This window comes from Herbaspirillum sp. GCM10030257 (genome assembly GCF_042666555.1).
Taxonomy (GTDB): Bacteria; Pseudomonadota; Gammaproteobacteria; order Burkholderiales; family Burkholderiaceae_D; genus Noviherbaspirillum.
In genome coordinates this window covers 39973-54807 of sequence record NZ_JBHTDH010000006.1, presented here as the reverse complement: position 1 = coordinate 54807, position 14835 = coordinate 39973, and the positions used below count along the sequence as shown (strand labels likewise).

The 14835-nt window shown below is 59.2% G+C and carries 14 protein-coding genes; 1 reads left to right on the top strand and 13 read right to left on the bottom strand.

From position 1 onward, the window contains the following. Positions 1–12: 12 nt before the first annotated feature. The 13 genes from ACFQUU_RS10985 to ACFQUU_RS10925 form a co-directional block, all read right to left on the bottom strand. On the bottom strand, positions 13–1620 hold the full coding sequence (locus ACFQUU_RS10985) for a carboxyl transferase domain-containing protein (RefSeq protein WP_382246880.1): 1608 nt from the start codon (positions 1618–1620) through the stop codon (positions 13–15). Positions 1621–1648: 28 nt separating this feature from the next. After that, the gene (locus ACFQUU_RS10980; protein WP_382246877.1) at positions 1649–3343 is read right to left on the bottom strand and encodes an AMP-binding protein; all 1695 of its coding nucleotides are present in this window, start codon (positions 3341–3343) and stop codon (positions 1649–1651) included. A gap of 75 nt (positions 3344–3418) precedes the next feature. Beyond that, positions 3419–3805: a YchJ family protein gene (locus tag ACFQUU_RS10975; protein ID WP_382246874.1), complete on the bottom strand. Its 387-nt coding sequence runs from the start codon at positions 3803–3805 to the stop codon at positions 3419–3421. Further along, positions 3802–4473 carry an HAD family hydrolase gene (locus tag ACFQUU_RS10970; RefSeq protein WP_382246871.1) on the bottom strand — a complete coding sequence of 224 codons (672 nt, stop codon included), beginning with the start codon at positions 4471–4473 and terminating at the stop codon, positions 3802–3804. The genes ACFQUU_RS10975 and ACFQUU_RS10970 overlap by 4 nt, the downstream gene beginning before the upstream one ends. Positions 4474–4482: 9 nt before the next feature. Continuing rightward, complete coding sequence (locus ACFQUU_RS10965; RefSeq protein WP_382246869.1) at positions 4483–4875, bottom strand: rhodanese-like domain-containing protein; 393 nt, start codon at positions 4873–4875, stop codon at positions 4483–4485. Positions 4876–4967: 92 nt separating this feature from the next. After that, positions 4968–6098: an acyl-CoA dehydrogenase family protein gene (locus tag ACFQUU_RS10960; RefSeq protein WP_382246866.1), complete on the bottom strand. Its 1131-nt coding sequence runs from the start codon at positions 6096–6098 to the stop codon at positions 4968–4970. A 29-nt stretch (positions 6099–6127) separates the two neighbouring features. After that, a complete protein-coding gene (locus ACFQUU_RS10955; protein ID WP_382246863.1) occupies positions 6128–6799 on the bottom strand; it encodes an SDR family oxidoreductase in 672 nt (223 codons plus the stop codon). Positions 6800–7022: 223 nt separating this feature from the next. After that, positions 7023–8207: an acetyl-CoA C-acetyltransferase gene (locus tag ACFQUU_RS10950; RefSeq protein WP_382246860.1), complete on the bottom strand. Its 1185-nt coding sequence runs from the start codon at positions 8205–8207 to the stop codon at positions 7023–7025. Positions 8208–8222: 15 nt separating this feature from the next. Continuing rightward, entirely contained in the window at positions 8223–10016 is a 1794-nt protein-coding gene (gene aceK, locus ACFQUU_RS10945) for a bifunctional isocitrate dehydrogenase kinase/phosphatase (RefSeq protein WP_382246857.1), read from the bottom strand. A gap of 2 nt (positions 10017–10018) precedes the next feature. Then, a complete protein-coding gene (locus tag ACFQUU_RS10940) occupies positions 10019–10948 on the bottom strand; it encodes a pyridoxal-phosphate dependent enzyme (protein ID WP_382246854.1) in 930 nt (309 codons plus the stop codon). 128 nt (positions 10949–11076) lie between these two features. Then, entirely contained in the window at positions 11077–11514 is a 438-nt protein-coding gene (locus ACFQUU_RS10935) for a PaaI family thioesterase (protein ID WP_382246851.1), read from the bottom strand. A 204-nt stretch (positions 11515–11718) separates the two neighbouring features. Then, entirely contained in the window at positions 11719–12903 is a 1185-nt protein-coding gene (locus ACFQUU_RS10930) for an isovaleryl-CoA dehydrogenase (RefSeq protein WP_382246848.1), read from the bottom strand. 125 nt (positions 12904–13028) lie between these two features. Further along, on the bottom strand, positions 13029–13466 hold the full coding sequence (locus ACFQUU_RS10925) for a MerR family DNA-binding transcriptional regulator (RefSeq protein WP_382246845.1): 438 nt from the start codon (positions 13464–13466) through the stop codon (positions 13029–13031). 154 nt (positions 13467–13620) lie between these two features. On the opposite strand from ACFQUU_RS10925, the gene ACFQUU_RS10920 reads away from it, so the two are divergent. Then, positions 13621–14682 (top strand): MBL fold metallo-hydrolase, encoded by a 1062-nt coding sequence (locus ACFQUU_RS10920; RefSeq protein ID WP_382246842.1) that lies wholly within the window; start codon positions 13621–13623, stop codon positions 14680–14682. Positions 14683–14835: the final 153 nt, after the last annotated feature.

Genomic DNA, 14835 nt, shown 5'->3' with positions numbered 1-14835 from the left:
GATCTCCACTTGTTACATCCGGAACACGCCGAACTTCGATTCCGGGATCGGCGCGTTCAGCGATGCGCTGATGCCCAATCCCAGTACCATCCGCGTATCGGCAGGATCGATCACGCCGTCATCCCATAGCCTTGCCGTCGCATAGTACGGATGACCCTGGTGTTCATACTGTTCGCGGATCGGCTGCTTGAACGCTTCCTCTTCCTCGGCACTCCAGCTACCGCCCTTGCCTTCGATACCGTCGCGCTTGACAGTGGCCAACACGCTCGCCGCCTGTTCGCCGCCCATCACCGAGATGCGCGCATTCGGCCACATCCACAAGAAGCGTGGCGAATACGCGCGTCCGCACATGCCGTAATTGCCGGCGCCGAAGCTGCCGCCGATGATCACCGTGAACTTCGGCACCGCGGCCGTTGATACCGCGGTCACCATCTTGGCGCCGTTGCGGGCAATGCCTTCGTTTTCGTACTTGCGCCCGACCATGAAGCCGGTGATGTTTTGCAGGAAAACCAGCGGAATCTTGCGCTGGCAGCACAGCTCGATGAAGTGGGCGCCCTTCAGTGCCGATTCCGAAAACAGGATGCCGTTGTTGGCGATGATGCCGACCGGCATGCCAAAAATATGCGCAAAGCCGCACACCAGCGTGGTGCCGTAACGTGCCTTGAATTCATCGAATTCGCTGCCGTCGACGATACGCGCGATCACTTCCCGCACATCGAAGGGCTTGCGGGTATCGGTGGGGATCACGCCATACAATTCCTTGGGATCGAATTTTGGCGCCACCGGTTCGCGCAATACCAGTGCATGGTTTTTCCGGCGGTTGAGATTGCCGACGATGGTGCGTGCCAGCGACAGCGCATGCATGTCGTTCTTTGCCAGATGATCGACCACGCCCGACAGACGGGTGTGCACATCGCCGCCGCCGAGATCTTCGGCACTGACCACTTCACCGGTCGCCGCCTTGACCAGCGGAGGACCGCCAAGGAAGATCGTGCCCTGGTCCTTGACGATGATGGATTCGTCGCTCATTGCCGGCACATAGGCGCCGCCGGCGGTACAGGAACCCATCACCACTGCGATCTGCGGAATGCCCTTGGCCGACATATTGGCCTGGTTGAAGAAGATGCGGCCGAAGTGATCGCGGTCCGGAAACACGTCATCCTGGTTCGGCAGGTTGGCGCCGCCCGAGTCGACCAGGTAAATACAGGGCAGGTTGTTCTGATCGGCGATTTCCTGCGCGCGCAAATGCTTCTTGACCGTGATCGGGTAGTAGGTGCCGCCCTTTACTGTCGCATCGTTGCAGACGATCATGCATTCCTGGCCGGCCACGCGGCCGATGCCTGCAATCACGCCGGCCGCCGGCGCTGCATTGTCGTACATCTCGTAAGCAGCCATCTGTGACAGTTCGAGGAAAGGCGTGCCGGGATCGAGCAGCATCTGCACGCGATCCCGGGGCAGCAGCTTGCCGCGCGAAGTATGTTTCTTGCGGGCGTCTTCCCCACCGCCCAATGCCAGCTTTTCCACCTTGGCCTTGAGGTCGTCGACCAGCGCCTGCATGGCGGCGGCATTGGCTTTGAAGTCTTCGCTGCGCGGCGACAGTTTGCTTTCTATTTGCGGCATATTTGCGTCCTTTGTTATTGCTCGTTTTTTAAGCGGTTTTGTCTTCATCGATCTTGAGCTCGTCTTTCATGAGCTCGCGCATCCTGAACTTCTGCACCTTGCCGGTGACCGTCATTGGAAAGCTATCCACGAAGCGGATATACCGGGGGATCTTGTAATGGGCGATCTGCCCCTTGCAGAAGTCGCGCAGTTCGTCTTCCGTGACACTGGCGCCGGGCCGGCGTATCACCCATGCACAGAGTTCTTCACCGTATTTGCGGTCCGGCACGCCGATGACCTGCACATCCTGCACCGCGGGATGGCGGTACAGGAATTCCTCGATCTCGCGCGGGTAAATGTTTTCGCCACCGCGTATCACCATGTCCTTGATGCGGCCGGCAATGTTCACATAGCCTTCCGCATCCATCACCGCCAGGTCGCCGGTATGCATCCAGCCTTCACTATCGATGGCTTCCGCGGTCTTTTGCGGATCGTCCCAGTAGCCATGCATGACGGAGTAGCCGCGCGTGCAGAGCTCGCCGGTAACACCGATGGCAACCGGCTTGCCGCTTTCGGGATCGGCAATCTTCACTTCCAGGTGCGGCTGTACCCGACCCACCGTTGACACACGCTTTTCGAGCGGCGTATCGGTGGTGCTCTGGCAGCTGACCGGGCTGGTTTCGGTCATGCCATAAGCAATGGTGACTTCGCTCATGTGCATGTCGCTGACCACGCGCTTCATCACTTCGATTGGGCACGGTGAACCGGCCATGATGCCGGTACGCAGCGTGGACAAGTCGAATTCTGCAAAGCGCGGATGGTCGAGTTCAGCGATGAACATGGTGGGCACGCCATGCAGTCCTGTGCAACGCTCGTCCTGTACCGCCTGCAGCACCGATAGCGGGTCGAAGGCGTCGTTCGGATAGACGATGGTCGCGCCGTGCGTCAGGCAGGCGAGGTTGCCGAGCACCATGCCGAAGCAGTGATACAAGGGTACCGGGATGCACAGCCTGTCTTCTGTGCTCAGGCGCATCGCTTCACCGATAAAGAAACCGTTGTTCAATACATTGCGGTGCGTGAGCGTGGCGCCTTTCGGAAAGCCGGTGGTGCCGCTGGTGAACTGTATATTGATGGGATCGGTGTTGCGCAGCGTGCCGGCAATGCCCTTCAGGTCCGCATCGTCCGGATTGCCCCTGGCCATCAAGTCCGTGAACCGTATCATGCCGGGCTCGTCGCTCTCGCCGAGATGGATCACCGTGGAAAGCGAAGGCACGCGGGACGCCTTGAGCTGGCCGGGCGAGCTGGCAGCAATTTCCGGCATGATGTCGCGCACCATCGCCAGATAATCGCTGGTCTTGAAGCTGGTCATTGTGATCAGCGCCTTGCAACCGACCTTGTTGAGTGCATATTCCAGTTCGGCGATGCGATAGGCGGGATTGATGTTGACCAGCACGATGCCCGCTTTGGCGGTCGCGATCTGGGTCAACAGCCATTGCGCATTATTGTGCGACCAGATGCCGACGCGGTCGCCCGGTCCCATGCCGATCGCCAGCAAAGCGCTGGCAAGGCGGTTGGCTTCACGCTGCAGTTCGCGATAGCTGTATCGCAACTGCTGGTGGCAGGACACCAGTGCCGCGTTGTCGGGAACGCGTGCGGCCATCGCGTCAAAGAAATCACCAATTGTCTGCTCGATCAGCGGGATGTCGGTACTGCCGCGGTCGATGCTTGTCTCCAGTTGCGCCATGTCCATTCTCCTGTCTTGCGAATTTCATGTTCCGTCAGCACCTTTGTGAGGCGAGACAGCGCTCAATGTCTATGCCTAGTCGGGAAAACTGCCATCCACGTAAAACCACTTGCCGTCTTCGCGTACGAAGCGGCTGATTTCATGCAGCCGGTGAGCCCGCCCGCCGACCTTGTAGCGTGCGACGAACTCCACCGTTGCCTGGTCGCCGTCGGGTACATGCCGACGTACTTCCAGGCCTAGCCAGTTCATGCCTTCGTCCTGTGCTACCGGTTCGACGGGACGGGTGCTGGCATGCCAGGTGGCTTTCAGATACGGCTCGTTGCGCAATACATACGCGGTATAGCGCGAACGCATCAGCAGGTCGGCTGTTGGTGCGGCGTCTCTGCCATCGATATAACGGCCGCAGCAGCCTGCATAGTCATTGCCGCCGCAGGGGCAAGCTGGGCTCAGCGCTTTTTTCATGCGAGCACCAGTTGCGGCAGTTCCGCCATGTCGCTGAAAACACGGCTGGCGCCAGCATTGAGCAAGAGCTGCGGGTCCGAATGTTCGGCATAACCGAATACGGTCATGCCGGCGGCGAGACCTGCTGCGATACCGGTCGGCGTGTCTTCGATAACGACGCAACGCCGCGGCGCCATGCCCATCGTCTGCGCTGCGAGCAGGTAGACATCGGGTGCCGGCTTGGTGCGGGCGACTTCCATGCCGCTGAATATTTTTCCGTCAAACCACGGCAGCAATCCTGTTTGCCCCAGCGTCAGATGCATCTTTGCGCGGTCGGCACCGGAGGCAACGCAGAACGGCATGCTGGCTGCAGCGATCTGTTCGATCGCGCTCTTCACACCGCGCACTGCTTCGATGCCAGCCTGCAGCGCCGCATTACGGCGTTCCACGAACTGCTGATAAAAATCGACCGGCATGGGCTTGCGGATATTGGCGGCGATCATTTCCGTTTCGTCTCGCACCAGACGTCCCACGAAGGCGTGCATGGTTTCCCGCAGAGATATCTGCCATCCAAGTTCGTTCAGCATGTCGGCGAGCACACCGCAAGTTACCGGTTCGCTGTCGACCAGCACGCCGTCGCAGTCGAAGGCGATCATGTCAAATCGTGGCATGCGTGGCATCAGTGGCATCCTTCTCTTTCACTTTCTCTGTTTCTCTGTCGTCGGTGCGCCGGCCGCCTTCCAGGCACCGAATCCGCCTTCGATATGCGCAACCTTGTCCAGGCCCATGTCCTGCATCGTCTTGGTGGCGAGAGCGCTACGCAGGCCGCCGGCGCAAAAGAAGATGTATTCCTTGTCCTCGCCGAATACCGGTTTGTAATACGGCGATTCGGGATCGACCCAGAATTCCAGCATGCCGCGCGGCGCGGAGAACGCGCCGGGAACAACACCTTCCCGCTCGAGTTCTCGTGGATCGCGGATGTCGACGAACTGGACATTGGGGTCCTGGTATTTCTCCAGCGCTTCGGCGACGGTGTAAGTCTTGATCTCCGCCATCGCTTCATCAACGAGTGCCTTGTAGCCTTTTTTCATTTTTGTCTCCTTGAATTTTTACTTTGCGGTGCGATGAGAGCTTGCTAAGAATGACTACGAATATCATTCCAACCTGACAGACGAATCGACCATCAAGCCAGTGCGCGGCCGATCAGTATTTTCTGAATATCGCTGGTACCCTCGTAAATCTGGCACACCCGCACGTCGCGATAAATTCGTTCGACCGGAAAATCGCTGACATAGCCATAGCCACCATGGATCTGTATTGCATCGGAGCACACGCGTTCCGCCATTTCGCTGGCGAACAGCTTGGCCATCGCAGCTTCCTTCAGGCAGGGCTTGCCAGCATCCTTCATGCTGGCCGCGTGCATGATCAGCTGGCGCGCCGCTTCGATCTGCGTTGCCATGTCCGACAGCTTGAATTGCACCGCCTGGTGCTCGAACAGCGTTTTGCCAAAGCTGGTGCGCTCTTTTGCATAAGCAAGCGCCGCGTCGAATGCTGCGCGCGCCATGCCAACCGATTGCGAAGCGATGCCGATGCGTCCGCCTTCGAGCCCGGACAAGGCAATCTTGTAGCCCTGCCCTTCGTCGCCGATCAGGTTCTTCGCGGGAATGCGGCAGTTTTCGAACAGGATCTGCGCGGTGTCGGATGAATGCTGGCCGAGCTTTTCTTCGAGTCGTGCAACGATGTAACCCGGCGTATTGGTCGGCACCCAGAACGCGCTGATGCCTTTCTTGCCTGCCGCCTTGTCAGTCACCGCCATCACGATCGCCACATCCGCATATTTGCCGCTGGTGATGAACTGCTTGACGCCGTTCAGCACGTAATGATCGCCGTCGCGGATCGCGGTGGTGCGCAATGCGGAGGCATCGCTGCCGACGTGCGGCTCGGTCAGGCAGAATGCGCCGAGCATGTCGCCGCGCGCCAGCGGCTTGAGAAACCGTTCTTTCTGCTCGTCGTTCGCATACATCATCGCGATGCTGCAGACCGGGCAGTTATTGACCGAGATGACTGTCGACGTGCCACCGTCGCCGGCCGCGATCTCTTCCAGCACCAGCGCGAGCGACACATAGTCGAGACCCGCGCCGCCCAGCTCTTCCGGTACCGCGACACCGAACGCGCCCAGCTGCGCCAGGCCTTTCAGTTCATCCTTGGGGAAATGGTGCTCCTTATCCCAGCGCGCGGCATTGGGCGCGAGCCTTTCCTGCGAAAAGCTGCGCAGCGCGTCGCGGATCATTTCATGCTGTTCGGATAAAACCATGGACTTCCCCTGTCGTTATTTCGTTGTTCTTACCAGGCCAGCTCGCGTCCCGCGTAATTGCGGAAGCTGCCGCTGTCCTTGTGTTCAAGTGCCGCGATCACGCGCAGCAGTCCGGTGACGCTTTCTTCGACCGCGATCGTGGCGTTGGGTCCACCCAGGTCGGTACGCACCCAGCCGGGACAGAGCGCGACGAAGCTGGCTTTCGGATAGTCGAGCGAGGCGCTTCTGACCGCCATGTTGAGCGCCGCTTTCGACACGCGATAGACCCAGCCGTGGCTGGATTCGACTTCGCCGATGCTGCCCATGCCGCTGCTGATGAAAGCAAACTTGCCCTGCGCGGCTTCGACCAGCGGTGCGATCAATGGAATTGCTTGCATCGCACCGAGGACATTGGTATGCATCACCGCATCGAAATCTTCCGCGGTCGGCGGCGACGTTGCCTGCCCGCCCTGACCGTAGACACCGGCCACGTAGATGGCGAGGTCGAGCTTTTCATCGTCGAGCTGCCAGCCTAGCCCGGCAAGGGATTCGGGTTTGGTCACGTCCAGCTTCAGTGCCTGAACGCCCTCATTGCGCAATGCCGCCAACGCCGCGTCATCCCGTGCGGTGGCGAAGACTTTCCAGGTTGCGGCGCGACGCAACTGGCGGACGATTTCGTGGCCGATGCCGCGTGAAGCGCCGAGAATGAGTGCGGTGGGCATGGTGGTGGTAGGTATCGGTTGGGTAACGGAGCGTGTAGGAAATCGGTCGCTACGCCCTCCGTCGAGTCCCCTCCCCCATGCAGGGGGAGGGTTAGGGTGGGGGTAGTGCGGTCGAGCTATCGAAGTCTTGTGCTCAACCCTAACACCCCCATCCCAACCTTCCCCCTACCAGAGGGAAGGAGCCGTCAGCAGGAGCGCGACTGAATGGCGATCGAGCAGTCGCTTACACCAGCTCGATCGCCATCGCCGTACCTTCGCCGCCGCCGATGCACAGCGCTGCCACACCCAGCTTGCCGCCGGTCTTCTGCAGAGCGCCGATCAGCGTCACGATGATGCGGGCACCGGATGCGCCGATCGGATGGCCGAGTGCGCACGCGCCACCGTGGATGTTGATCTTGCTGTGCGGGATGTCGTGTTCCTTCATCGCGGCCATCGGCACGGCGGCAAAGGCTTCGTTGATCTCGAACAGGTCGACGTCCTTGGTGGTCAGATTCAGCTTCTTGTACAGCTTGTCGATCGCGCCAACCGGTGCGGTGGTGAACCAGTTCGGTTCCTGCGCATGGGTGGAGTGGCCGAGCACGCGGGCGATCGGCTTGCATCCCAGTTTCTTGGCGGTCGATTCGCGCATCAGCACCAGTGCGGCGGCGCCATCGTTGATCGACGACGAGGAAGCGGCTGTGATCGTGCCGTCCTTCTTGAAGGCCGGTTTCAGTGACGGGATCTTGTCGAGCTTGGCTTTCAGCGGACCTTCATCCTTGTCGATCACGACATCGCCACCCTTGGCGGCAACCGTGACCGGCGCGATTTCCCACTTGAAGGAACCGTCGCTGGTCGCTGTCTGTGCACGCTTGACCGATTCGATCGCGTAGGCATCCTGCTCTTCACGGGTGAACTGGTATTTGGCAACACATTCTTCGGCGAAGGTGCCCATCGCGCGGCCCTTGTCATACGCGTCTTCCAGACCGTCGAGCATCATGTGGTCATACATCATGCCGTGGCCGATGCGGTAACCGCCACGTGCCTTCGGAATCAGGTAGGGCGCGTTGGTCATGGATTCCATGCCGCCGGCGATCACGACATCATTGCTGCCTGCGAGCAGCGAGTCGTAGCCGATCATCGCGGCCTTCATCGCCGAACCGCACATTTTGGACAAGGTGACGGCGCCAGCCGACGTCGGGATGCCGGCCTTGATGGCGGCCTGGCGTGCCGGTGCCTGGCCCTGGCCTGCCATCAGGCAGTTGCCGAACAGGACTTCGTTGACATGGGCCGGTTCGAGATTGGCGCGCTCGACCGCTGCGCGGATCGCAGCGGCACCGAGGTCCGATGCGGACAACGCGGAAAAGTCGCCCTGAAAAGCACCCATCGGGGTACGTGCTGCGCCGACAATAACAATAGGATCGTTGTTCATCTTGGGTCTCCGAGATCAAGCGGCTTGTGCCGCGGGGGTGAGGGGTTTGTAGCTGAAACGCAACTCCTGCGGGTAAGGGAATACGTCTTCCACATGGCCTTCCAGGATTCGCTGTTTGGCTTTCTGCCAGTACTGCGGGGTGAGCAGGTCGGCATGGTGTTTTAAAAAGTATTTTCTGACTTCAGGATTACCGAGCAGGAAGGTACCGAACTGCTCAGGGAATACATCGTTCTTCGCGACCGAGTACCACGGTTCGCTGGACATTTCGTCTTCTTCGTTGCGTGGCGCGGGGATCTGGCGGAAATTGCAGTCGGTAATGTATTCGATTTCGTCGTAATCGTAGAACACCACGCGGCCATGCTTGGTGACGCCAAAATTCTTGTACAGCATGTCACCGGGAAAGATGTTGACGCCGACCAGATCCTTGATCGCATTGCCGTATTCGACGATGCCATGCTCGATGGCCGCATGATCGCCGCGCTTGTCCGCCTCCGACAGCCAGATGTTGAGTGGCGTCATCCGGCGCTCGATGTACAAGTGCTTGATGATGATTTCATCGCCCTCTTCCTCGACGATGGAAGGTGCAACCTGTTTCAGGTCGGCCAGCAGCTCGCGCGAGAAACGTGCACGCGGAAAGGCGACGCTTGAATACTCGAGCGTGTCGGCCATGCGGCCGACACGGTCATGGTTTTTCACCAGCAGGTATTTTTCCTTGACCAGTTCGCGTGTGGTTTCCTTTGGTGGCGGAAAATAATCCTTGATCACCTTGAACACATACGGGAACGACGGCAGCGCAAACACCACCATGACCAGGCCGCGAATGCCGGGTGCCGATTCGAAGCAGTCGGATGAATAGCGCAGATGGTGCAGGAAATCGCGGTAAAACGCTGCCTTGCCCAGCTTCTGCAGGCCGAGGATCGTATAGATTTCGCTGCGCGGCTTGTACGGCATCAGCGTGCGCAGGAATTGCACATACGCGGATGGCACTTCCATGTCGACCATGAAATAAGCGCGTGTGAACGAAAACAGCACTGTGATCAGCGTCGGGTCGAACAGCACGGTGTCGAGCACCAGCTCGCGTTTGCGGTTGTACAGGATCGGTACGACAAACGGATAAATGCGATTGCCGTTGATGCCCTTGCCGACGATATACGCGCCCTTGTTGCGGTAGAACAGCGTGGCCAGCACCTGGATCTGGTGGTTCGGTTCCAGCAGATCGGAACCGAACATCGCGCGCATGCGCGCCTCCACGAAGCTGACATCGCGATCGAGGTCGGCAAAGGGCGCCGCCAGCTGGAAATTGGTGACAATGCGCTTGAGCGTGTAGTGCAAGCCGTCGCTGGCCGGATAATAGACCCGGTAGGTCGGCAGCATGCCGTCCGGCTCGATGTATTCAGTCGATACCGCCGGCCGAACGAAAATGAAATCGTTGTGGAAGTAGGTGCGGTGCAGGATGTTGCAGCACACGGAATTGAAAAAGGTTTCTGCCAGTTCCGGCTGCTTGTGGTTGATCAGCAGACCGATGTAATGCAGTTTGACCTCGCGCCAGACTTCGTCGTCGATTTCCTCGCGGTCGTATTCATCTTCCAGCGCCTGCACGGATTCCTGAACACGCGCATCGTAGAACGCGATCCTTTCCCTGGCCTTGATCTGTGCCGTTTTCCAATCGCTGGTTTCGAAATAGCGCTTGGCATCCTGGCTGGCGGCACGGAACAGGCGATAGTGCTTGTCGAAGCCGTCAAGGATGGTGCGCGCGATATCGAACGCGATCTGGGAACTGAGAAGCTTGGGAAAGGCGGTCTGGGGCATGGCTAACGCTCGAATTGGATTTTCCAGGCCTCCAGTTTAGCCAAATCCACGCCGATACCGCCGCAGACGACCACCAGTGGTTTTTCAAAAGGCGCCAGCGCCGGTGCGCAGTGATACACCACAGACAAGGCGGCGCCGCAGGCCGGTTCGACCAGGATACGCATGTCGTCGGCAAAACGGCGGCAGGCGCTGACAGCTTGCGCATCGCTGACGAGCACGCTGCGCACGTCATGGCGTTTTGTCCATTCAAATGCCTGGCGCGCGACGCGTTTTGCAGCGAGCGAGGTAGCAATGGACTTGATTTCCGGCAAGGTGACAAGTTCGCCGGCTTGCATTGCGGCATGCAGCGAGGCCGCCCCCTCTGTTTCCACAGCCAGCACCGGAACGTGGGCGAGGCCGTTGCGATGCAAGCCTTCGAGCACACCGCACATCAGGCCACCGCCGCCGACCGCGCAAATAACAGCATCAAAATCCATGCCGTCGGCGCGTACTTCATCGATCAGCGTGGCATTGCCGTCCCAAATGTCATGATGGTCGAAAGGCGGCACATAGATGGTGCCGTCCTTCTCGCATAGTTGCAGCGCATGCAGATTGCTTTCATCCCAGACCGCGCCGTGCACAACGACCTCGGCACCAATGGCCCGGATTTTCAGGCGTACCGATTCATGCGTGGTTTCGGGAACGACGATGGTCGTGTGCATGCCAAGCGACACGCCGGCCACGGCGGCGGCAAAACCGGCATTGCCGCCGGAAGGACAGACAAAATGGCTGGCTCCACGCTCGGCCGCGCGCTGGCAGAACAAGCCGATGCCGCGCATCTTGAACGAACCGGATGGCTGCAGGCTTTCCATCTTCAGCAGCACGCGCTTGCCGATAGCAGTGGAAAGGCCACGATGTGTGAGCGTCGGAGTGGTCAGATGCAGAGGGGTCATGGCCGGGATAGTAATCGGTAATTCATCAAATGCGGTACCGTAAGAATACGAGGAATACGTAGGTCATGCGCAATCCATGATGTTGGTGTGCGGCCGGTGAATTTCACCAGGGAAATCATTAGGGTGGATTACGAAACATTGCGCGGCACAACGGCCATCGTGCCACCAAGTTTGCTGACCAGGGTTTTTTTGTCACCGTTCATCGCATACACCTCCGACTCCACCACATGAAACGCCTTGCCCGGCTTAAGCACCTGCGCCCGGCACCAGAGGCTGTCACCCAGTGCTGCACGCAATAACTGCATCTTGAATTCCACCGTCAGGATGACACCATCCGCCGGTGTCACCGTCATTGCCGCACCACCCGCCGTATGGTCGGCCAAAGTCGATTGCACACCGGCGTGGATGACGCCGGTGTGCTGCAAGTGCCTTGGTGTGATGCGAAGGGTAGATTCGCACCAGCCGGGGCCGCAGTCGACAAGGGTGATGCCGATGTCGTTCAAAAAAGCCGCCTCGCGGAAACCGCGTTCGACGACGTGTTTATAGTCTGGATCGGGTGCATGCATGGGCGCTCCGGTCGGTGGTGCGTTGACTACGGGCTCCTTCCCCCTTTTAGGGGCGCCCGGCGAGGGGGAAGGTTGGGATGGCGGTAAGGAGGTTGAGCACAAGACTCCAATAGCTCGACCTTCATACCCCCACCCTACCCCTCCCCCTACGAGGGGGAGGGAACCGTACTGCAGTGGGATTGCAGTGAGTGAAGCGCCACTTACCTACTTCGTCTCCGCAAATAACTCGCGTCCAATCAGCATCCGCCGAATCTCACTCGTTCCCGCACCAATCTCATACAATTTCGCATCACGCCACAGACGACCTACCGGATATTCATTGATATAGCCATTACCGCCCAGCGTCTGGATCGCTTCGCCTGCCATCCAGGTCGCCTTCTCCGCGGAATACAGGATCGCGCCGGCTGCGTCCTTGCGCAACGCGCGCACCGCTTCCGGGTTCTTCGCGCGGTCGCACGCCTGGCCGACGGCATAGACATACGCCTTGCACGCCATCATGGTCGAATACATGTCGGCGATCTTGCCTTGCATCAGCTGGAATTCGCCGATCGGCTGGCCGAACTGCTTGCGCTCGTGAACGTAGGGAACCACCGCATCCATGCAAGCCTGCATGATGCCTAGCGGGCCGCCGGACAGTACGGTACGCTCGAAATCCAGACCGGACATCAGCACATTGACGCCCTTGCCCAAGCCGCCGAGCACGTTTTCAGCGGGCACTTCGCAATCCTGGAACACCAGTTCGCCGGTGTGCGAGCCGCGCATGCCGAGCTTGTCGAGCTTTTGCGCAATCGAAAAACCCTTGTATCCCTTTTCGATCAGGAAAGCGGTCATCCCGCGCGGGCCGGCTTCAATATCGTTCTTTGCGTAGACCACCAGTACGTCGGCATCAGGGCCGTTGGTGATCCACATCTTGGTACCGTTGAGCACCCAGCGGTCGCCCTTCCACTCAGCACGCAGCTTCATGCTGACCACGTCGGAACCGGCATTCGGCTCGGACATCGCCAAGGCACCGACGTGCTCGCCGGAAATCAGCTTGGGCAGGTATTTGCGCTTTTGTTCTTCGGTGCCGTTGCGATTGATCTGGTTGACGCAGAGATTGGAGTGCGCGCCATAAGACAGGCCGACCGAGGCGGAAGCGCGCGAAATTTCTTCCATCGCGACGATGTGGGCAAGGTAGCCCATGTCGGTGCCGCCGTATTCTTCACTGACGGTGACGCCGAGCAGGCCGAGGTCGCCCATCTTTTTCCACAGGTCCATCGGGAACTGGTCGCTGCGGTCGATTTCGGCGGCGCGCGGCGCGATTTCAGCCTGCGCAAACTGCTGCACGGTTTCGCGCAGTGCGGCGATGTCTTCGCCGTGATCAAAGGTCAAGCCGGGCAAATGGATCATGTCGTCCTCACGTTGTTGGAGTTATCGATACTGAAACGGGATAGCGCGATGTTGCGAATCATACCGTTAAACTGACGTTTACGTAAACGTAAAGCAGATACGGTAAAAATACGGTTTACAGGTGCTTATGCTGCGTCCTTCACACGCCGTGCCGATGCTTTCCTTTCGGTACTTCTTGCGGGCTTTTCGCCAGCCAGGAGACGTCGGCATTCTTCTTCATGCGCGGAGAGTTCAGCGAGTGTGACTTCAATATCTTCACGCTGGCGCTCCAAAGTTTCGCGATGTTGCGCAAGCACCGCGAGAAAGCGTTTGAGCTGGGCTGTAGTGTCCTTCGGCGACTCGTACATATCGACCAACGCCTTGATTTCAGAGAGGCTAAGGCCGAGCCGCTTGCCGCGCAACGTCAGCTTCAGGCGCGTACGCTCGCTGGCGTTGTAGACCCGCGTGCGGCCGCCGACACCTTCCCGCTTGGGGCTCAGCAAGCCCTGGTCTTCGTAGAAACGAATGGCGCGCGGCGTGATGTCGAATTCACGGGCAAGTTCGGTAATGGTATAGGTCGGCATGGCGCTTTCTGGGGGTCGTCAGCAGCGGAAAACGAATCTGGTTAGAATCACTGAACAGGAACTGCAGTTTACGTTAACGTAAAGCGTATTGTAGGCGCGCTTTACCCGATTGTGAACATGCAGCGCCAGAACTTTTGTCTTGGAGCATGCACTGATGAATCCGCAGGAATCTCAACTGAATTACGCCTTCGGCGATACCCTTCCCGCCCCCGGAACCGTGCTGGAGGTGGCGCCGGACGTGTTCTGGCTGCGGATGGGCTTGCCGTTTGCGCTCGACCATATCAACCTCTGGCTGCTGCGCGATCGCGATGAAGCGGGGGGACAAGGTGACGGCTGGACCGTTATCGATTGCGGCATCAACAACGATGCGACCCGCTCATCCTGGGAATCGGTGTTTGCCTACGCACTCGACGGCTTACCAGTGCGGCGTGTCATTGTTACGCATTGCCATCCGGATCATGTCGGTCTCGCCGACTGGCTGTGCAATAAATGGAATGCGCCGCTGTGGATGACGACCGGCGAATACGGTTTTGCACGAATGATGTCGGCCTCGTTGCCCGGCGTCGACGGCACCGCCATGCTTCCACATTTCCAGCGTCATGGCCTGAATGATCCGGACACACTGGAGCGGCTGAAGACACGCAAGAGTTATTACCCGACGCTGGTGCCGGCGGTGCCGGATGCCTACGTCCGCATGCAGGACCAGCAGACTTTCCGTATCGGCGCGCATGAGTGGCGCGTCATTACCGGTTTTGGTCATGCGCCTGAACATGCGGCGCTGTATTGTGCGGAGCTGAACCTGCTGATTTCCGGCGACATGGTATTGCCGCGTATTTCTACCAACGTCTCGGTGTTCGCGGTCGAGCCGGAAGCCAATCCGGTGCAGCTGTATCTCGATTCTCTGCAAAAATTTGCGGACCTGCCGGCCGACACGCTGGTATTGCCATCGCATGGCAAACCTTTCCGCGGCCTGCATACGCGCATTACGCAGTTGGGCGAGCATCATCGCGACCGGCTGGAAGAGGTGGTCGTCGCCTGCGCGACGCCGCAGTCGGCTGCCGATATCGTGCCGGTGATGTTCCGTCGTCCGCTGGATGCACATCAGATGACCTTCGCGCTGGGCGAGGCGCTCGCGCATTTGCACAAACTGTGGTTCGACGGTGCCCTGAAACGCGTAGTCGACGAACACGGCATTTTCCGCTTCCAGGCCGCCTGAGCCTGAACTCCCCAGGCACTTGAAGATGCCCTGTCTTCAGGTGCCCTTGCCTGTCAACGACTCATGTCGATGGGCGCCTTCCCGGTCATTTTTTCGACGGCGACTGATCGCGTTGAGTACGACGACTTTTTCTTTGCGTATTGTCGAGTTAAG